Annotated in this window: 18 protein-coding genes; 11 read left to right on the top strand and 7 right to left on the bottom strand. The window is 55.8% G+C overall.

All coding sequences use genetic code 11. From position 1 onward, the window contains the following. Positions 1 to 2 precede the first annotated feature (2 nt). From hemW to D0C27_RS03455, 3 genes are all read left to right on the top strand, one after another. On the top strand, positions 3 to 1,217 hold the full coding sequence (hemW, locus tag D0C27_RS03465; protein WP_170978537.1) for a radical SAM family heme chaperone HemW: 1,215 nt from the start codon (positions 3 to 5) through the stop codon (positions 1,215 to 1,217). A 227-nt stretch (positions 1,218 to 1,444) separates the two neighbouring features. Beyond that, the gene (glnA, locus tag D0C27_RS03460; protein ID WP_021446603.1) at positions 1,445 to 2,857 is read left to right on the top strand and encodes a type I glutamate--ammonia ligase; all 1,413 of its coding nucleotides are present in this window, start codon (positions 1,445 to 1,447) and stop codon (positions 2,855 to 2,857) included. A gap of 123 nt (positions 2,858 to 2,980) precedes the next feature. Beyond that, on the top strand, positions 2,981 to 3,439 hold the full coding sequence (locus D0C27_RS03455; RefSeq protein ID WP_137430424.1) for a GNAT family N-acetyltransferase: 459 nt from the start codon (positions 2,981 to 2,983) through the stop codon (positions 3,437 to 3,439). 56 nt (positions 3,440 to 3,495) lie between these two features. On the opposite strand, the gene D0C27_RS03450 is transcribed toward D0C27_RS03455, so the two are convergent. Next, entirely contained in the window at positions 3,496 to 4,425 is a 930-nt protein-coding gene (locus D0C27_RS03450) for a LysR family transcriptional regulator (RefSeq protein WP_137430423.1), read from the bottom strand. 102 nt (positions 4,426 to 4,527) lie between these two features. Here D0C27_RS03450 and D0C27_RS03445 point away from each other — a divergent pair, with 102 nt between their 5' ends. Both D0C27_RS03445 and D0C27_RS03440 read left to right on the top strand, forming a co-directional pair. Further along, the gene (locus tag D0C27_RS03445) at positions 4,528 to 5,721 is read left to right on the top strand and encodes an MFS transporter (RefSeq protein WP_170978536.1); all 1,194 of its coding nucleotides are present in this window, start codon (positions 4,528 to 4,530) and stop codon (positions 5,719 to 5,721) included. 125 nt (positions 5,722 to 5,846) lie between these two features. Next, positions 5,847 to 6,608 (top strand): MauE/DoxX family redox-associated membrane protein, encoded by a 762-nt coding sequence (locus D0C27_RS03440; protein ID WP_240688303.1) that lies wholly within the window; start codon positions 5,847 to 5,849, stop codon positions 6,606 to 6,608. 92 nt (positions 6,609 to 6,700) lie between these two features. Here D0C27_RS03440 and D0C27_RS03435 read toward each other — a convergent pair whose 3' ends face one another. The 3 genes from D0C27_RS03435 to D0C27_RS03425 form a co-directional block, all read right to left on the bottom strand. After that, positions 6,701 to 7,483, bottom strand: a complete 783-nt coding sequence (locus D0C27_RS03435; protein WP_035271544.1) for an ABC transporter ATP-binding protein — start codon at positions 7,481 to 7,483, stop codon at positions 6,701 to 6,703. Continuing rightward, positions 7,480 to 9,144, bottom strand: coding sequence for an ABC transporter permease (locus tag D0C27_RS03430; protein WP_137430421.1), 1,665 nt, complete (start codon positions 9,142 to 9,144; stop codon positions 7,480 to 7,482). Before D0C27_RS03430 ends, D0C27_RS03435 begins: the two co-directional genes overlap by 4 nt. 94 nt (positions 9,145 to 9,238) lie before the next feature. Beyond that, positions 9,239 to 10,282, bottom strand: coding sequence for a Fe(3+) ABC transporter substrate-binding protein (locus D0C27_RS03425; RefSeq protein WP_026482587.1), 1,044 nt, complete (start codon positions 10,280 to 10,282; stop codon positions 9,239 to 9,241). A 308-nt stretch (positions 10,283 to 10,590) separates the two neighbouring features. Here D0C27_RS03425 and D0C27_RS03420 point away from each other — a divergent pair, with 308 nt between their 5' ends. The 6 genes from D0C27_RS03420 to D0C27_RS03395 all read left to right on the top strand — a co-directional run bounded on the left by D0C27_RS03420 (position 10,591) and on the right by D0C27_RS03395 (position 17,065). Next, entirely contained in the window at positions 10,591 to 11,367 is a 777-nt protein-coding gene (locus tag D0C27_RS03420) for a ferredoxin--NADP reductase (RefSeq protein WP_042480593.1), read from the top strand. A 73-nt stretch (positions 11,368 to 11,440) separates the two neighbouring features. Then, positions 11,441 to 11,827, top strand: coding sequence for a Rid family detoxifying hydrolase (locus D0C27_RS03415; RefSeq protein ID WP_026482586.1), 387 nt, complete (start codon positions 11,441 to 11,443; stop codon positions 11,825 to 11,827). A gap of 12 nt (positions 11,828 to 11,839) precedes the next feature. Beyond that, entirely contained in the window at positions 11,840 to 13,921 is a 2,082-nt protein-coding gene (gene recG / locus D0C27_RS03410) for an ATP-dependent DNA helicase RecG (protein WP_060185065.1), read from the top strand. Positions 13,922 to 13,958: 37 nt separating this feature from the next. Then, complete coding sequence (locus D0C27_RS03405) at positions 13,959 to 14,924, top strand: LysR substrate-binding domain-containing protein (protein WP_009453943.1); 966 nt, start codon at positions 13,959 to 13,961, stop codon at positions 14,922 to 14,924. Positions 14,925 to 15,316: 392 nt separating this feature from the next. Continuing rightward, positions 15,317 to 15,784, top strand: coding sequence for a Dps family protein (locus tag D0C27_RS03400; protein ID WP_026482584.1), 468 nt, complete (start codon positions 15,317 to 15,319; stop codon positions 15,782 to 15,784). A 156-nt stretch (positions 15,785 to 15,940) separates the two neighbouring features. Continuing rightward, positions 15,941 to 17,065 (top strand): branched-chain amino acid ABC transporter substrate-binding protein, encoded by a 1,125-nt coding sequence (locus D0C27_RS03395; protein WP_026482583.1) that lies wholly within the window; start codon positions 15,941 to 15,943, stop codon positions 17,063 to 17,065. A gap of 90 nt (positions 17,066 to 17,155) precedes the next feature. On the opposite strand, the gene D0C27_RS03390 is transcribed toward D0C27_RS03395, so the two are convergent. The 3 genes from D0C27_RS03390 to ugpA are packed head-to-tail and all read right to left on the bottom strand — an operon-like array spanning position 17,156 to position 20,013. After that, complete coding sequence (locus D0C27_RS03390) at positions 17,156 to 18,241, bottom strand: sn-glycerol-3-phosphate import ATP-binding protein UgpC (RefSeq protein ID WP_021446598.1); 1,086 nt, start codon at positions 18,239 to 18,241, stop codon at positions 17,156 to 17,158. Positions 18,242 to 18,261: 20 nt separating this feature from the next. After that, a complete protein-coding gene (ugpE, locus tag D0C27_RS03385) occupies positions 18,262 to 19,107 on the bottom strand; it encodes a sn-glycerol-3-phosphate ABC transporter permease UgpE (protein ID WP_137430420.1) in 846 nt (281 codons plus the stop codon). A gap of 21 nt (positions 19,108 to 19,128) precedes the next feature. Beyond that, positions 19,129 to 20,013: a sn-glycerol-3-phosphate ABC transporter permease UgpA gene (gene ugpA, locus D0C27_RS03380; protein ID WP_026482581.1), complete on the bottom strand. Its 885-nt coding sequence runs from the start codon at positions 20,011 to 20,013 to the stop codon at positions 19,129 to 19,131. Between the last annotated feature and the right edge of the window lie 153 nt (positions 20,014 to 20,166).

The following is a 20,166-nucleotide window of genomic DNA, read 5'->3' as shown; positions in this document are numbered from 1 at the left end:
CCATGACTGTTTTCTCTCCCGAGGTACGCATCCGGCCTGGCTCCGGCCCGGCCACCTTGCTGCCCAGCCTGCCGCCCTTGTCCGTCTACGTGCACGTGCCCTGGTGCGTGCGCAAATGTCCATACTGTGACTTCAACTCACACGAAGCACCAACGGAACTGCCCGAAAACGAGTATCTGGACGCCTTGCAGGCTGATCTGGAGCAAACCCTGCCGCTGGTCTGGGGCAGGCAGGTAATTTCCGTATTTATCGGTGGTGGCACGCCCAGTCTGCTGTCAGCCCAGGCGCTGGACCGCATGCTGGCCTTGCTGCGTTCCCACCTGAACTTGCTGCCCGACGCAGAAATTACGCTGGAAGCCAATCCTGGAGCTTCCGAAGCCTCGCGCTTCATGGATTTTGCACACAGTGGCGTGAACCGGATTTCTTTGGGCATTCAGAGCTTTAACGATGAGGCCCTGAAAGCGCTGGGCCGCATTCATGACAGCCAGCAAGCGCAACAGGCTATTGAAGCCGCCATGAAAGCCGTGGACCGCGTGAACCTGGACGTCATGTACGCCTTGCCGGGCCAGACCCCAGCGCAATCCGAGCAGGACATTTTGCAGGCCATGTCTTATGAGACCGAGCACTTGTCGCTCTACCATTTGACCTTGGAACCCAATACCGTCTTCGCGAAATACCCGCCGGTCTTGCCCAATGACGACGACAGCGCCGCCATGCAGGACCGCCTGATCGAGCTGACCGCCAGCCGCGGCTGGAACCAGTACGAGATCTCGGCCTACAGCAAGCGCGGTGGCCATAGCCGCCACAATCTGAATTACTGGGAATTTGGCGACTATATCGGCATAGGCCCGGGAGCCCACGGCAAGCTGTCCTTTCACGACCGCATTATCCGTACTGCTACCACCCGCAGCCCGGCGCAATGGATGCAGAACGCCATCAAGCGCGACGGCAGCCACTATGCGCACAATGCCCGTGTCACACCCAAAGACTTGCCCTTTGAGTTCATGCTGAACGTGTTGCGCCTGAAAGAGGGCGTACCCGCCCAGTACTTCCAGGAACGCACGGGTGTGCCCCTTGCGAACATCCTGCCCGTGATCAAGCGCAATATCGAGAAAGGTTTGCTGGCTTCCGATCCGGTTCGTATTCGAACCACCGATTTAGGCTGGCGATTCTTAAATGATTTACAGGAAGCATTCCTTCCTGATGAAGGTTCCTGACATTTAATTGTTTATTTAAGACATTTTTTATTGTGCATCTGCACAATTGCTCTACAATTAATTTCTGGTAAGTCCTATGCCATAACTACTTTATCGGTATTGCGCTGTTTGGATCAGATTCAGCGGCAATCCCGATAAACGTAATTAAGACCTGCCGTAGTGGGTTACACAATGATCCGCGCCACTCCTCCTCACTTTTTGTTAACGTCATTGACGCTGGAGTAACCATGTCCTCCCCCGAAGATGTTCTGAAGATCATCGCCGAACGCGAAATCACGTTTGTCGATTTCCGCTTTACCGATACCCTGGGCCGTGAGCACCACTTGACCACCCCCGCACACGCGGTGGACGAGGATCGCTTTGAGTCTGGTGTCGCCTTTGACGGCTCTTCCTTGCCTGGCTGGAAAGGAATCGAAGCCTCGGACATGTTGCTCATCCCGGACGCCAAAACCGCCCGTATGGACCCGTTCCGTGAAGAGCCCACCCTGATTCTGACCTGCGATGTGGTCGAGCCTTCCGATCTGAAAGGTTACGACCGCGACCCACGTTCGCTGGCCAAGCGTGCTGAAGCCTACCTGCGCTCCAGCGGTTTGGGCGATACCGCGTACTTTGGTCCCGAGCCGGAATTCTTCGTGTTCGACGGTATTACCTGGAACGACGACATGTCGGGCAGCTTCGTGAAGATTCGCTCTGAAGAAGCTCCCTGGTCGCGTGGTCTGGAACTCAATGGCAATAACCTGGGTCACCGTCCTGGCGTCAAAGGCGGCTACGTTCCTGTTTCGCCTACAGACTCCTTTGCCGATCTGCGCGCTGAAATGTGTTTGCTGCTGGAACAGCAGGGCGTTCCTGTTGAAATCCACCACCACGAAGTGGCCGCTCCCGGCCAGCTGGAAATCGGTACGCGCTTCTCGACTCTGGTCGAGCGTGCGGACTGGAACCAGATCATGAAGTACACCATCCATAACGTGGCTCACGTTTATGGCAAAACGGCGACATTCATGCCCAAGCCCGTGGTCGGCGACAACGGTTCCGGCATGCACGTGCACCAGTCCATCTGGAAAGACGGCCAGAACCTGTTTGCCGGTAACGAGTACGCTGGTCTGTCCGAGTTCGCGCTGTTCTACATTGGCGGCATCATCAAGCACGCCCGTGCCCTGAACGCCATCACCAACCCCACGACCAACTCCTACAAGCGTCTGGTTCCGCACTTTGAAGCCCCAGTGAAACTGGCGTACTCCGCCCGTAACCGCTCGGCCTCGATCCGCATTCCTTACGTCAGCAACCCCAAGGCGCGTCGTGTGGAAGCCCGCTTCCCCGATCCAATGGCCAACCCATACCTGGCCTTCTCGGCCCTGATGATGGCCGGTCTGGACGGTGTGCAGAACAAGATTCACCCCGGCGATGCAGCCGACAAGAACTTGTACGATCTGCCACCCGAAGAAGATGCAAAAATCCCAACCGTTTGCGTGTCGCTGGAACAGGCGATCGAGTCCCTGGACAAAGATCGCGAATTCCTGACCCGTGGCGGTGTGTTCAGCAATGAAATGCTGGACGCCTTCATCGAGCTGAAACAAGCCGAAATCACCCGTCTGCGTATGGTTCCGCACCCGGTCGAATTCGACATGTACTACAGCCTGTAAGATCGAAGGCACTGGTTTTGGCCAGTACGATCAAAAAGAGCGGCTTTCGGGCCGCTCTTTTTATTCTGCCCTTGGACGATTACCATACGCAGTCACCCAAACCTTATCGTCATGGAAGTAAAGATGGACCTGGTTTTTCAATGGAAACGGTTGGACGATCTGTCCACGCGGGAAATGTACACAATCATCCAGGCTCGCGAGGCGGTGTTTGTGGTGGAGCAGGAGTGTGCCTACCAAGACGTGGACGGCCTGGACCTGGATTCCTGGCATTTGTCCGTGCTCAAGGACGGCGAGCTGGCTGCTTATGCTCGCGTTGTCGAACCGGGCCTGAAATATGATGAGCCTTCCATTGGCCGTGTCCTGACCTTGGCCAAGTTCCGTAGCCTGAAAATCGGCTACGCGCTAGTGGCTGAAGCGATCCGCTTTACGGAAGCTCACTATCCTGGCGCAGGCATACGCATTGGCGCACAGGCGCATTTGCAGAAGTTCTACGGCTCTTTAGGTTTTGAACCTGTGGGCGAGACCTACGACGAGGACGGCATTCCTCATATTGATATGGTCAAAGCAGCCGTCATTGCTTGATATAGCGTCGGTTGCTGCAACGACGACCCAAGCTCAAACCCTACAAGGCCCCCAAGTTAATGGGTGTTTAATCCAGGCAAGGTGCCGATATCAGCTTGGGCCTTCAGATGCTCGATCAAGGCACGTGCCGAGTTCGACAAGTGTCGTCGATGCGTATACGCCAGTACCAGACGCAAAGGGGCAGGCGGCAAGGGCAGGGGAACGGCAATCAGACGCCCTTGGGCGATCTCTTTCTCACATCCCTGCCGCACCAGAATCGCAAAACCCAGCCCTTTGACGGCGCCAGCTCCCGCCAGCAAACCGCTATTCACACGAAAGCGGCTGGGGACGTTCAAAATTTGAAAGCGACCATCGGGCAAGACAAACTGCCAGGCTTGGCCATCCAAAGCCGTATCGGTCGTAATGCAGGGCAACTGTTCCAACTCTTCCAGGCTGCTGGGCATACCGTACCGCTCGATCAAGGCAGGTGCCGCCACGACCTGGCAATCAAAAGAACACAATTCCTGCACCACCAGGCTGCTGTCTGGCAAAGCACCCCGACACATCAATAAGGCCAGGTCAAAATCCTGCGCCAGCACACCAGGGCCTTCCAGGTTGGTTTGACAATGCAGTTCCAGATCCGGATGCTGGGCCGCAAAATCCGCCAGGACACCCGCCAATAGAAACGGCCCCACCTCGGATGGAATACAAATCCGCAAGCGTCCCGACAAACGGGTGCGTTGATCCAGCAAATCCTGTTCAGCCTGCTTTAAGGCTCCCCACCAGGGCTGAACGGTATCAAACAAGCCCTGGCCCACACTGGTCAAACGCAGTTGCCGGGAACTGCGCTCCAGCAAGCGCTGACCAATCTGCCGCTCCAGTTGCGCCACATAACGGCTGACATTGGAGGTCGGCAAATCCAGCACCTGAGCTGCAGCCGTAAAACTGCCACTTTCAGCTACCTGGATAAAAACCCGCAAGGCATTCAAATTCAGCTGAGGAGTCATGGAATTATCCCGGTTTTGATAATTTAATATTCGAATTATAGAGACTACATATCAAAACCGCGAAGAATTAGGCTAGAGGCCTCTTTCTTTATGCGTATCATCATGTCTGATTCTGAAGTGTTTCGTCCCCGGCTGCGTGCCCGTGCCGTGTCTTTTATCCAGTTTGTTCATGCTCTGGAATTCATGGCCTTGACGCCTTTGTTTGTCTGGATGGCAGTGGACTTTGATGTTCCTGCCACCTACGCCGGCTATGCCGCTTCCGCCTATATGGGCGGCGCCGCTTTATCGGGCGTCCTGGCTTCACGCTGGATGCACTGCGCGGCGCTAAAGCCTTTACTGCTCCTGGCACTGATTCTCTTGGCCGTATTAACCGCTTTGGGGGCAATCAGCTCCGAATTCGGGCTATTTATCTTGCTGCGTCTGGGAGCTGGTTTGCTAGGTGGTTTTTTGATGAGCGCCGCAACGACTTTACTGCTGCATGGCATGAATGCCGAGCAGCGTACCGACGCGATTGCCATTGTGGTCAGCGCCTTTGCCTTGGTCAGTATCGCCGGAATGCCCGTCACCTTGTTCATCGCCGTAGAACTGGGCTGGCGTATCGCCTTGATGACTCTGGCCGTGCTCTGCCTGCTTGCCGTCGCAATTGCTCATCGCTATCTGCCTTCCAACCCTTTCGTTGCAGCGCAACCCTCACCACTGGCTCTAGGTAAAGAGGCCTGGCGCTGGCTAAGCCTGCCGGCTATTGCGCAGGCAGGCTCACTATTACTGATCCCGGTCCTGATCCCCGTTTTGGCGCTACGCTACGACACTCAAGCACAGCAAATGCCTGTGATCTTCATGTTGGGCGGTGTCGCCGCCTTGATCGCCTCCCGCCTATCCGCTACGGGCATCAAAAAATGGGGCGAGACCCGTATCTCTGATCTGGGTACGTTGATCTTGCTCTTGTCCTTGATCATGCTAGCCCTGGGGTGGGGAACAGCTCACGTATTCATGATTCTGTTCATGACGGGCAGCTACACCCGTCTAGTCTGCGCCAGCGCCCGCAGTACCAGCTACCCCACTCAAGCTCAGCGGGGCCGCTTCATGGCTTTGCAAACCACAGGCAACCACATCGGCAGCTTTATTGCTCTGGCTATTCCCTCCCTACTGCTCCGCACTCTGGATGTATCCGTGCCAGACCTTCATGTCTTGCTGCTCCTGACAGCGTTTGTTGCCCTTGTTCTGCCCATTTTCATGCGATGTGCTGCCACCCAGCCCCTGAGACCTTACGATCAGGCAAAAACAATCGATCACTAACACTACTAAATCACTACACCTGCTTACTCACACTTCCTGACACCTGGTTTAGGGTGTCAGATAAACGCTTGCATGGCGTCAGGGGAGGGCTTCCGACAAACAGCATCACGTCAAAGGAGTCGCATATGGCTACACACACCGCCAAACGCGCCGAGCTTTACCGCATGGTGACGGCAGAACATATCTGTCCCTTCGGGCTTAAAGCACGCGCACTGCTCAAACGTAAAGGCTACGAGCTGGACGATCACTGGCTCAGGAATCGCGAAGAGATTGACGCTTTCAAGGCCAAGCATCAAGTCAGCACAACCCCCCAGACCTTTATCAATGGAAAACGGATAGGGGGCTATGACGAACTGGTCGAGTATTTCGGTGGGAAGGTCAAGGACAAGGATGCCGTCAGCTACACGCCCGTGATCGCCTTGTTTGTGATGGCTGGCTTGATGGCGCTAGCTGTTTCCTGGGCGGCATTCGGACAGATTGTCCTGCTCCAGGCGCTGGAATGGTTTATTGCCATTGCCATGTGTTTACTGGCCGTGCAGAAGCTCAAAGATGTGGACGGCTTTGCCACCATGTTCCTGAACTACGACTTGCTGGCCCAACGATGGGTGCGCTACGCCTATCTGTACCCCTTTGGAGAAGCAGTGGCAGGCGTGTTGATGCTGGCCGGTGCCCTGATGTGGCTGTCTGTGCCCATCGCCTTATTTATTGGCAGCATCGGTGCCTGGTCAGTGTTCAAGGCGGTCTATATCGACAAGCGCGAACTGAAATGCGCCTGCGTAGGTGGTGACAGCAAGGTGCCCTTGGGCTTTGTCTCTCTGACTGAAAACCTGATGATGGTAGCGATGGCGGTCTGGATGCTGATCAAGCCCTCCATCATCAGCGCTTAGAGGACACTCAGTTCACCGTCCACCCGGAAGAAAGCGAGAGCTATCAGTCCAATATGGCAGCATGGGGCACGCTAGAGCTGTCGTACTTGCAACTACGCAGGCTCGCCACGCAAAAAGGCCTGGGCCCGTTGCGCCATGATGGCTTCGCGGCGGATGAAGTCCGCCACAAAGTCATTCACAGGACGATGGTGCAGGCTGTAAGGCGTATCCCACTGGATGATCTTGCCAGCCTGCATCACACCAATACGATCGGCAATCGCAAAGGCTTCAGCCTGATTGTGGGTGACCAGAATCGCGGTAATGCCTGCGCTTTTCAGAATGTCGCGCACCTCAAACGCCAAGCGCTCGCGGGTATCCACATCCAGATTGGAAAACGGTTCATCCAGCAACAGCAGAGACGGTTTGGGAGCCAAGGCGCGTGCCAAAGCCACGCGCTGCTGCTGGCCGCCCGACAATTCATGCGGATAGCGCTGCGCCAAACGGGCCAGATCGACCAGTTCCAGCATTTCCAGTACTCGGGCCTGACGCTGGGCTTTATCCCATTTGCGCAGACCAAAGGCCACGTTTTTTTCTACCGTCAGGTGAGGAAAGAGGGCGTAATCCTGGAACATCATGCCCACATGGCGGTCTTCCGGCGGCACTTGCTGAGACACAGCCGACAAGACACGGCCATTCAACAGAATATGTCCGGCACGCAAAGGCTCGAAACCGGCAATGGCCCGCAAGACCGTGGTCTTGCCACAGCCCGAGGCCCCCAGCAGACAGCCGATTTCCCCTTGGGGCAAATGCAGGCTGAGCTGGTCAACAACCGGCCGAAAACCTTCAGACGTTTCGTAGGACAGGGTAATCGCCTGCAAATCCAGAAAATCGTTCATGATGCGCGTGGGCCAGAGGCCATCAATTGAGTACGTGCCAATAAAATAACGGGGATCAAACCGGCCAGCACAATGGCCAAGGCGGCAACCGCGCCTTCCTCATAAGTCCCACGAGCCGCTTCCGCATACAGCCAGGTTGCCAAGGTCTCGAAATTCATCGGACGCAGCAACAAGGTCGCAGGCAGCTCCTTCATGGCATCAACAAAAATCAGCAAAGCAGCCGCGCCCATGGCGGGGCGCAGCAAGGGCAAGTGCACACGTTTCAGCGTCCCCGCCGGGGTTTCACCCAATAAACGGGAAGCCTGCTCCAGCGATGCCGGGATTCGAGCCAGCCCGGCTTCAATACCGCCAACCGAAATCGCCAGAAAGCGCAGGGTATAGGCCAAAACCAAAGCCAGCGTTGAACCCATCAACAACAAACCCGTCGCCGAAACACCAAACCAGGACATGACTTGATTGTAGAAAGAGTCAAACATGACGAGGGGCGTCAACAGCCCAATCGCCAGTACGGTTCCCGGAATGGCGTATCCCAGACTGCTGACACCTGCCAGAAAACGGGCCAGACGCGGTTTGCGTCCCGAACGTACTGCCCGAGCAGCCCAGGCGACGACCAAGCCACAAGATAGGGTCGCGATAGTGGCCAGCGCTGCGATATACAAGGTGTTCCAGGCGCTGCTCAGCAATTGCGCCGACACACCGCCCGCCAAGCTCACATGCTTGAGGGTCTCATTCAACAAATACAGGGATGGGGCCACAAAGCCCACCAGCACGGGCGCTACACCCAAAGCAATGGCGATACAGGCAGCGGAGCCTTTCAACCGGGTAGGTCGAATGGGTTCGGAACGCTGATTACTGGAATAGGCTTGGCGGCGGCGACCATAACGCTCGATGCTGATCAACGCCGCCACCAGACAGAGCATGGAAACAGCAATTTGCGCGGCACCCGCCAAATCCGAGCGCGTTACCCAGGTGGTGTAAATAGATACCGTCAGGGTCTGCACGCCCAGAAACTCGGAAGCACCAATATCGTTCAGCGTTTCCAGCAAAGCCAGGCTGACACCCACTGCAATCGCGGGGCGGGCCATAGGCAACACGACCCGGAAAAATACGCTACGGCCCGATTCACCCATAATGCGGGCAGCCTCCAGCAAGCTGGCCGATTGTGTAGCAAACATGGCGCGCGTGCTCAGGTATACATAGGGGTAGAGCACCGAACCCAGCAGAAAAATTGCGCCGCCCAAGGAGCGCAGATCTGGCAAACGGAATTCACGCGGGCTGCTATAGCCCAAGACGTAGCGAATGGCAGACTGAATCGGGCCAATCGGATGCAGCAAATCCAGATACGCAAAGGCCACGATATAGGTCGGCACTGCCAGCGGCAGCAACAAAGCCCATTGCAAGACCCGTCGCCCGGGAAACTCGTAGGCGGTAATCAGCCAGGCCGACCCCACTCCCAGACAGCTCACCACCACGCCGACTCCCAGGAGCAGCAGCAAGGTATTGCTCATGGCTTGAGGCAGAACGAACTGGAACAAATGCGACCAGTGCTCAGTCGAACCGCCTAAGGCGTGGGTCAGCAGGGTAATCACAGGCGCTGCCACGATCAGGGCAATCACAGCGGCAGCCAGGGACCAAAAGGGCAGACGACGAAAAAAGGGCATTATGAAAGGCTAGGTATTACAGGCGCTTAAATGCGCGACGACCGCCGCTCTGATTTCTCAAAGCTGGCGGTCGTAGAAAAAGAGTAGGGCGATTTTAGTTGTCGAAGCCAACTTTATCTACCAACTCGCTGGCTTGTTTGCGATGTTTGGCGATTTCAGTCAATGGCAAAGGATCAATCGTCATGGGGCCGAAGCTGGCAACCACGGGGTCCAGCTCAACACCGGCGCGCACGGGGTATTCGTAGTTGGCCTTGGCGTACAGGCTCTGGGCTTTCTCGGAAACCAGGTACTCCAGCAGTTTGACAGCGTTGTCCTTATTAGGAGCGTGCTTGGCCACAGCGGCACCGGAAATATTCACGTGTGTGCCACCGCCCTTGGTATCAGCAAAGGTTGGACGCACCACATTGATGGCTTCGCCCCATTTGTAGGCATCGCTACCAGGCTCGGAGTTTTTCATGCGGCCCACGTAGTAGGCGTTGGCAATACCTACATCACAAATGCCGCCCAGTATGTCGCGCGCTACGTCACGGTCACCACCGGCAGCCTTGCGGCCCAGGTTGTCTTTCACGCCACGCAGCCACTGTTCCGTCGCTTCTGCACCGTTATGCGCAATCATGGCGGCGACCAAGGCTGTGTTGTAGGGGTGCTGGCCGGAGCGAATACACACCTTGCCTTTCCATTTTGGATCGGCGAAATCTTCGTAGTGAATGCTCTTCACATCCACGTCTTTAGCCACATAGGCCACGCGATCGCGCAAGGACAGGGAGTACCACTGTTTATCGGCACCGCGCAGATTGGCGGGAATGGCGCCGTCCAGAGTGGCGGACTCAACGGGCTGAGTAATTCCGGCTTCCACCAGATCCAGCAGATTACCGATGTCCACCGTCATCAGAATGTCGGCAGGGGACTTGTCGCCTTCGGTTTTCACGCGCTCGATCAGGCCATCTTTCACAAACACGGTATTGACCTTTACGCCTGTGTCTTTGCTGAAGGTTTCCAGCAGAGGAGTAATCAGGCCAGGTTCGCGAGTGGTGTAGAGGTTGACTTCGCCAGAGGCAAAAGCCGCCATCGACATAGTACCCATAGCGGACAGAAGCAAAGCTTGGGTCAGGGCACGGCTACGAAGAGTAAAGCGCATTATCAACACTCCAAAACAGGCGTAAATAGCGTAAAAACCGGCAGTAAGCCAGAAAATGTGAATGATTATCAAACGTATGCAGAAACTAGGCAAGAGCTATTTGAATGTAGGCCCGTTTCCAGGCTGGAAATCGCCATACTGTCTGTGCCAAAGCAGGAGAATGGCGGCTCATGGAACTTAATGGTAAGTCCTGATTGCGATCAAATCGTATTGCTGAATGAGCATGGATTTACCTGGGGAACTCGGTACAATGGGCAAATATTTGCTTACTGATCCGGGCAATGTTGCCCCTCTATACGACAACTAACATGGCAGCTTTCAATACCGAACAAGTGCTCAGCGTCCACCACTGGAACGACACCCTGTTCTCATTTACCACCACCCGCGACGCCGCCCTGCGTTTTCATAATGGGCACTTTGTAATGATCGGTCTGGAAGTCGATGGCAAGCCGCTGATGCGCGCTTACAGTATCGCCAGCGCCAACTACGAAGAAAATCTGGAATTTCTCAGCATCAAGGTACAGGACGGTCCATTGACCTCGCGCCTGCAACACCTGAAAGAAGGCGACACCATTCTGGTCAGCCGCAAACCCGTTGGTACGCTGGTAATTGACGACCTGCGCGCAGGCCGCAATCTGTTCCTGTTTGGCACTGGCACCGGTCTGGCTCCGTTCATGAGCATCATCAAGGACCCCGACACCTACGAGCGTTTTGAAAAGGTGGTACTGGTACACGGTGTGCGTTTTGTCAGCGAACTGGCGTACTCGGATTTCATCCAGAATGAATTGCCGCAGAACGAATACTTTGGTGAAGTGGTACGCGAAAAACTGCTGTATTACCCCACTGTCACCCGCGAAGAGTTCCGCAATACCGGCCGCATTACCGACCTGATCGAGACCGGCAAGCTGTGCGAAGACCTGGGCATTCCTCAACTGGATCCCGCTCAGGATCGCGCCATGCTGTGCGGCAGCCCCGCCATGCTGGCCGATATCAGCGCCATGCTCGATAAACGCGGTTTTGAAGTGTCGCCCGGTGTAGGTCAACCCGGTGACTACGTGATTGAACGCGCCTTCGTGGAAAAATAATCACGCCAAGATCTGTTAATTTTAGCTATAGGCGCTTAAACTCTGATAGTACAACACTCATCAGAGGTTTCTTATGACTAAGCAAGTTGTCTTCACCGATGCCGCTCCGGCTGCCGTAGGCCCATACTCTCAGGCCATTATTGCTTCGGGTGGCAAGACAGTATTTCTGTCTGGCCAAATCGGTCTGGAGCCTGCCACAGGCGAACTGGTATCTGAAAATTTTGAAGGTCAGGTACGTCAGGCATTTGCCAACCTGGAAGCTGTGGTCAAAGAAGCTGGCGCCAACCTGAGCGACATCGTCAAACTGACGTTGTTTTTGACAGATCTGTCCCGTTTTGCCAGCGCCAACGCCATCATGGCCGAACTGATTCCCCAGCCTTTCCCCGCACGCTCCACCATCGGTGTGGCCAGCTTGCCCAAAGGCGCTCAGTTCGAGGTCGAGGCTATCCTCAATTTCTAAAGACGTATTGCCATGACCGCAGGTCGGCCTGCGCCTCAGGCCAAACGGGCTGCGCCGCGCAAGGCGCTCAGTCTGGACCAGAAGTTTGAAAAGCTCGGCCTACGAGAGCCTGCCGACTTCGTGGTCCATCTTCCTTTGCGCTACGAGGACGAGACTCAGGTCGAGCCCATCGCCCATCTCTACCCTGGCAAGATGGCGCAAATTGAAGGGCGTATTCTTAGTACGGATGTTCAGGCTCGTCCCCGTGCGCAGCTCCATGCCCGTATTGCCGACGAAAGTGGCGAGCTGGCCTTGCGCTGGCTGCACTTTTATCCCAGCCAGCTCAAGCAGCTGCAAGGGGATTTGCCCCTGCGAGTACGCGGCGAAGTGCGCCAGGGCTTTCATGGCCTGGAAATGGTGCACCCCAAAGTCACCAAAGCCGGCCAACCCCTGGCCCGCGCCTTGACCCCTGTTTACCCCACGACTGATGGCTTGAGCCAGGTACAGCTGCGCAAAGCCATTGCCGATGCGCTCAATAATGCAGACCTGCGCGACACCCTGCCTGAAGAAGTTCGTAGCGAATATGGCCTGATGCCGTTTAACGAGGCTATCCGGCTGTTGCATTACCCACCGCCCGAGCTCAGCTACGACGATTTGTTCGAACACGGCCATCCGGCCTGGAGCCGCATCAAGTTTGATGAATTGCTAGCGCAGCAATTGTCCCTGGCGCAGGCTCGTGCTGCGCGTCAGGCTCAACGTGCCAAGCCTATGCGTGAAGGCAATAGTGACCTGGCTAAAGCCTTGCTGGCTTCGTTGCCCTTCAAGTTAACGGCCGCTCAGAAACGCTGCGTCAAGGAAATCAGCGCGGACATGAAGCGTTCGTATCCCATGCACCGGCTGTTGCAGGGAGATGTAGGCAGCGGCAAAACCATTGTGTCGGCCATTGCCGCCGTGCAAGCCATTGCCAGCGGTTTTCAGGTGGCCTTGATGGCACCGACTGAAATTCTGGCCGAGCAGCACTATCTGAAAATGCGCGCCTGGCTGGAGCCTTTAGGCGTCGAACTGGCCTGGTTAAGCGGCAGCTTGGGCGTCAAAGCTAAACGTCTGGCTTATGAGGCCATCAGCTCCGGACAAGCCAGACTGGCCATCGGCACCCAGGCCCTGATTCAGGACAATGTGCAGTTCCAGCAATTGGGCTTGGTGATTCTGGATGAACAACACCGCTTTGGTGTTGGCCAGCGTCTGGAACTGAACCGCAAAGGGGATGCGCAGGACAAGAAAGGGCAAGCCTACTTGCCGCATCAACTCAATATGAGTGCCACGCCCATCCCACGTACCTTGGCCATGGCTTTTTTTGCCGATCTGGATGTTTCCGCGATCGACGAGTTGCCCCCAGGCCGCAGTCCCATCATTACCAAGCTGGCCGCCGATAATCGCCGTGATGAAATCATGGCGCGCGTCCGGGCTGAAGTTGCCCAAGGTAGACAAGCCTATTGGGTCTGCCCCTTGGTCGAGGAAAGTGAAGCCCTGCAATTGCAAACCGCCGTCGATACCCATGCGGCTCTGGAACAAGCCTTGGCCCCCTTGCGGGTAGGCCTGATTCATGGCCGCTTGTCCTCAACGGAAAAAGCGGACGTCATGGAAGCGTTCCGTAGCGGCAATCTGGACGTGCTGGTCGCAACCACCGTGATTGAAGTCGGTGTAGACGTACCCAATGCTTCTTTAATGATTATTGAACACGCCGAGCGCTTCGGCCTGGCCCAACTGCACCAACTACGCGGCCGGGTAGGGCGGGGACAGATTCAATCCGTTTGCGTCTTGCTTTACCAGGCACCGTTGTCGGCCATTGCCCGCCTGCGTTTGCGCGCCATGTATGAAACCACCGATGGCTTTGAAATTGCCCGCCGCGACCTGGAACAACGCGGCCCGGGCGAGTTCATGGGCATGCGCCAATCCGGGCAGGCAGGCTTGCGTTTTGCCAGCCTGGAGTCCGATGAAGATTTGATCGAGCAGGCCCAAACATTGGCCAGCACCTTTCGCCGTGATTATCCAGACCACGCTCACCACCATTTACAGCGCTGGATGAAGGGCCGGGAAGAATTACTCCGTAGTTAACCCAAGGTCTTAATGCTGTTTTGCACAAGGAATTGTCATGACATTGACCGAGCTGAAATACATCGTTGCCGTAGCACGCGAGCGTCATTTTGGACGTGCTGCCGAAGCCTGCTTTGTGAGCCAACCGACGCTGTCGGTGGCCATCAAGAAGTTGGAAGACGAATTAGGCGTGGTCATCTTCGAGCGTGGCGGGCCCGAGGTGGCTATTACCCCCATTGGGCTGCGCATCGTCACCCAAGCACAGAAAGTGCTGGAAGAGGGCGCCAACCTGCGCGAGATTGCCCGCCAGGGCCACGATCCTTTGGCTGGCCCTTTGCGCGTTGGCATTATTTACACCGTGGCACCGTACCTGCTGCCCAAGCTCGTTCCCAAGCAGATTGAGCTGACCCCGCAAATGCCACTTTTATTGCAAGAAAACTTTACCGTGCGTCTGCTGGAATTGCTGCGCCAAGGTGAGATTGATTGCGCCATTGTGGCCCTGCCTTTGCCTGAAACAGGCTTGGTTATCCGCGAGCTGTACGACGAGCCTTTTGTGGTGGCCATGCCCCATGAACACGCCTGGGCCAAGCGCAAGGAAATTGATCCCGAACAGCTGAAAGATCAGACCATGCTGCTGCTGGGTGCCGGCCATTGTTTCCGCGACCAGGTGCTGGATGTTTGCCCGGAGCTATCGCGCTTTTCAGCGTCCAGTGAAGGCATACAGCGCACCTTTGAAGGCTCTTCACTGGAAACCATCCGTCATATGGTGGCCACCGGCATCGGTCTGACTGTCCTGCCTGCCAGCTCTCTGACAGCCCCCGGCCAGGCCAACGAACTGCTGGCCTATGTCCCCTTCAAAAAACCCATTCCAGATCGTCGCATTGCCTTGGTCTGGCGCAAAAGTTTTCCACGTACGTCGGCCATTGACGCCTTGACCCGTGGGATCATGGAAAGTGGCTTGGCTGGGGTCAACTACTTAAAAGTCGAATACAACAGCAATTTCCCGTATCCTGAACTAGCGTAAATCGCACACCTACTGCGTGTTATTCTGCTTCAGTACCTATTTAGCCCTCTGTTCAACAGGAGTCCACTATGGCAAAAGCCGTGAAAGCAGTCAGTAAAACCGCCAAGGTCAGCAAGGCCGAAGAAGCCCCAAACACTGATACCAAGGTCGCAGTTGCAGCCGATGTAAAGGCTGAACCAAAACCGGCAGCCGCCAAGGCCCCCGCCAAAAAAGTGACCGCTAAAAAGGCCGTCGCCAAAAAGCCTGCCACCGCAGCCAAAGCTCCCGCCAAGGCGGCCGCTAAACCTGCGGCCAAGCCAGCTGCCAAACCAGCCGCTGCTCGCAAGCCTGCCGCGACCAAGCCTGTTGCCGCCGCCAAACCCGCTGCTCCTGCCAGCGCCGCCAGCAGCGCTCTGAAAATTGATATCGGTATTTCGACGGCAGACCGTGCTGCTGTGGTTAAAGAGTTGTCCAAGGTACTGGCCGACTCCTACACCGTGTACCTGATGACGCACAACTTCCACTGGAACGTCACCGGCCCTATGTTCAAGACACTGCATGAGCTGTTCATGACGCAGTACACCGAACTGTGGCAAGCCCTGGATGACATCGCCGAGCGTATCCGCGCCCTGGGTCACTACGCCCCTGGTACCTATGCCGAATTCCAGAAGCTGTCCTCCATCACCCAGCCCGCTTCCGTGCCGGATGCTACCACCATGATCGAACTGCTGGTCAAAGGTAACGAAGCGCTGGCTCGTACTGCACGCACCGCTTTTGACCGTGCCGACTCGGCCGACGACCAGCCTACCGCTGACTTGTTGACCCAGCGTCTGGACGTGCACGAGAAAAATGCATGGATGCTGCGTAGCCTGCTGCAGTAATTTCCATCTTATCGCCCTCAAATAGCGATAAAAAAAGGCCACCAAACGGTGGCCTTTCCTATTCCCCCTATAGAAAACCCTGAATTCAGGCGTCAGGCAGGCATAAAGCCCTGTTATCGGTGTATGCTTTCCTGCATATTCACGGAGGTGTTTTCTATGAAAATTCGTTTCACTCCTGTTGCAGCGGCCATGAGCCTGGCAACGGGTCTGCTCTTGTCCGGTGCTGCTCACGCTGACAACATCCGTATTGCACTGGCTGGTCCTTTCACAGGCTCGGTTACCCAATACGGTGACATGGTCAAACAAGGCGTCGATACGGCCATCGAACAGATCAACGCTGCCGGTGGCGTTCTGGGCAAACAGCTCGAACTGGTCACTGTTGACGATGCCTGCGAACCCAAGCAAGGTCCCGTCGCAGCCAACCGTATCGTGAATGACAAGATCCACTATGTTGTCGGTCACGTTTGTTCGGGCGCTACCATCGCGGCCACCGATATCTACAACAACGAAGGCGTGTTGATGGTGACTCCATCGGCAACAGCACCTGCTGTTACCGACGGCAAAGGCTACGAAATGATCCTGCGCACCATTGGTCGCGACGATCAGCAAGGTCCAGCCGCTGCCAAGTTCATCCTGGAACAGATCAAGCCCACGAAAGTTGCCGTCCTGCACGACAAACAGTCCTACGGCCAAGGTATTGCCGCTTCGGTTCGTTCCGAACTGCAAAAAGCCGGTACCGAAGTTGCCCTGTTTGAAGGCATTAACGCGGGCGACAGCGATTACTCCGCCGTCATCACCAAGCTGAAATCCACCGGCGTGGACTTCGTGTACTTTGGTGGCTACCACCCTGAAATGGGCCTGCTGCTGCGTCAAGCCGCTGAGCAAGGCGTGAAAGTCCACTTCATGGGACCGGAAGGCGTAGGTAACCCTGACATTAACGCCATTGCCGGTAAAGCCGTTGAAGGCATGCTGCTGACCTTGCCTGCGGACTTCTCGCAAGATCCGGACAACCAGGCCATCGTCCAGGCTTTCAAGGACAAGAAGCGCGATCCTAGCGGTGCGTTCCAGCTGTCCGCTTACGCCGCAACTATTGCGATTGCCGAAGGCATCAAGGGCGCTGGCGAGGACGATCCAGTCAAAGTGGCCGACTACCTGCACGCCAACAGCGTGAAAACGCCTATCGGTCAAATCAGCTGGAACAAGCAGGGCGACCTGAACGACTTCAAATTTGACGTCTTCAGCTGGCACGCTGACGGCTCCAAAACCGTCTACGGCAAGTAATCCCTGATTCTTGCTCGTAAAAAAACCGGCCTTCGGGCCGGTTTTTTATTATGTATCGCGCCTTGGAGCACCTTGCTTCAGGCAGGCTGCTCAGGCCTCGATACGCAAACCCGTATCGCGGTCGAACCAATGCAAAGGGTGGGGTGGCATGTAGCCAATCTGGATGGCCTCGCCAATTTGAATTGGATATTCGCGAGTCTGCTCAATCGGGCAGCGCACGATGATGCGATAGTCGCCACAACCCAGATGCAGTAACTGCTCGGAACCCAGAATTTCCACCATTTCCACCTGCGTGGTCACACCGGGCACATGCAGCTGGATGTGTTCTGGTCGTATGCCCAGGAACACCTTGCGGCCACGCACCGCAGCGGGCACCATTTCCGGGCCAAACTGCACAGGCTGGCCATTGTCTTGCGTGATCTGACCTTGTGCATCCACCTCTACTGGCAACAGGTTCATGGGCGGTGAGCCAATGAAAGTGGCCACAAAGACGGAAGCAGGCTTTTCGAATACCTCGGCGGGTGTCCCGATTTGCTCAGGCATGCCCTGATTCATCACAATCATGCGCTCGGCCAAGGTCATGGCTTCAATTTGATCGTGAGTCACATACAGGCTGGTGGTTTTCAGGCGACGATGCAGTTTCTGAATTTCCAGACGCATCTGCACTCGCAGCTTGGCATCCAGATTGGACAGGGGCTCGTCAAACAGGAACACCTTGGGTTCACGCACAATCGCACGGCCCATCGCAACACGCTGACGCTGCCCCCCCGACAGTTGCCCTGGACGGCGTTCCAGCAGGGCACCCAATTCCAAGATCGCAGCGGCGGCATTGACCCTTTGCTTGATTTCATCCTTGGAAAACTTACGGATTTTCAAGCCATACGCCATATTGTCAAAGACTGACATATGGGGGTAGAGCGCGTAGTTCTGGAACACCATGGCAATGTCACGTTCAGCCGGTTCCAGATCATTGACGACCTTGCCGTCGATCAGCACCTGACCTGCCGTGACAGATTCCAGCCCCGCCACCATACGCATCAAGGTCGATTTACCGCATCCAGAGGGGCCCACAATCACCACGAACTCGCCATCCTTCACGTCCACATCAATGCCGTGAATAACGACCGTCCCGTTCGGGTAGGTTTTCTTGACGCCTTCAAATCGTAAGCTAGCCATTCAATAAAGCCTGTAGAGAATTACTTTTCAGAGTCGATGAGACCTTTGACGAACCACTTTTGCATCAGCATCACCACCAGGGCAGGCGGGATCATGGCCAAAAGGGCCGTGGCCATCACCACGTTCCACTCGGTCACGCTGTCACCACCGGAAATCATGCGCCGGATACCAACCACGATCGGGTACATATCCTCTTTGGTGGTAATGATCAGCGGCCACAAATACTGGTTCCAGCCGTAGATAAACTGAATCACAAACAAAGCGGCAATGCTGGTCTTGGACAAGGGCAGCAGAACATCTTTAAAAAACCGCATCGGGCCGGCACCATCAATACGGGCGGCCTCGATCAATTCATCGGGCACCGTCAAAAAGAACTGGCGAAACAGGAAGGTCGCGGTTGCTGAAGCGATCAAGGGCAGGATCAGGCCGCCATAGCTGTCCAGCAACTGCAGGTCCGCCACGACCTTGTACGTGGGCATAATGCGCACTTCCACCGGCAGCATCAGGGTGACGAAAATCATCCAGAAAAACAGCATGCGGAACGGGAAGCGGAAATACACCACGGCAAAGGCCGAGAGCATGGAAATAATGATCTTGCCAACCGCGATGCCCAGCGCCATCACCATGCTGACCAGCAACATGCGTCCCACTGGTGGGGAGTTGGTCGCCGTACCCTGCAAAGCGGTGATGTAGTTCTCTACCATGTGCGAGCCCGGCCAGAGCGACATGGGCGCACGGGCCACTTCCGCACTGGTCTGAGTGGAAGCTACAAAGGTGATGTACAAGGGTAGGGCAATCACGATCACACCCAGAATCAGGGTCAGATGCGTGAAAAAAAAATCAAGAATAGGGCGTCGTTCAACCATGACTATGTTCCTTGCTGCGCATCAGCTGTACGTCACTTTGCGATCAATATAGCGGAACTGAATCACCGTCAGCGCCACAACCACCGCCATCAGCACCACAGACTGGGCTGCCGAAGAACCAATATCCAGGCCACGGAAACCCGTGTTGTAGACCCGGTAAACCAGAATCGAGGTGGCTTCACCCGGCCCGCCCTGACTGACCACGTCAATAATGGCGAAGGTGTCAAAGAAGGCATAAATAATGTTCACGACCAGCAGGAAGAAGGTCGTCGGGGCCAGCAAAGGAAACACAATGCCCCAGAAACGGCGCATAGGGCCGGCACCATCCATGGCGGCCGCTTCAATCAGGGAGCGCGGGATGGCTTGCAGGCCAGCCAGGAAAAACAGAAAGTTGTAGGAGATCTGCTTCCAGACCGAAGCAATCACCACCAGCAACATGGCGTCATTGCCATTCAAGCGTGGATTCCACTGAATGCCATGCTCCAGCAGGAACACGGCCACAATCCCTACAGAGGGGGAGAACAGGAACAACCACAACACCCCAGCCACCGCCGTTGCCACGGCATAAGGCCAGATCAGCAAGCTGCGATACAGCAGGGCGCCCCGTATCACTCTATTCGCCATCACGGCCAGCACCAAAGCTACGACCAGCCCCAACACCGACACGGCAAGCGAAAATACCGCCGTCGTCTTGAACGAGGCCATATATTCCGCACTACTGAACAGTTCGGCAAAGTTATCCAGGCCTACAAACTGCGAAGACAGGCCAAAGGGGTCTTCCAAATGAAAAGCCTGCCACAGCGCTTGACCGGCAGGCAGAAAAAAGAAGATCAGAGTAATGGCTAGCTGCGGAGCAAGTAGCAAATAGGGCAGTGTCTTATGACGAAAGACGACACGTTTTTCCATAGGTTTGCGCGCAATGGGAAGGGAGCGCCACCATCAGGGTGGACAGACTTCTAATGAAACGAAAAGCGTATGAGCGGCTTGGACAAGATGGTGACAGTTTGCCGGCCTGAGGCCAAGACAAGACGCCGTCCGCACACTCATACGCTCGATTGT

The organism is Alcaligenes faecalis, from assembly GCF_005311025.1.
GTDB lineage: Bacteria > Pseudomonadota > Gammaproteobacteria > Burkholderiales > Burkholderiaceae_B > Alcaligenes > Alcaligenes phenolicus.
This window is presented reverse-complemented; position numbering and strand designations above follow the sequence as displayed.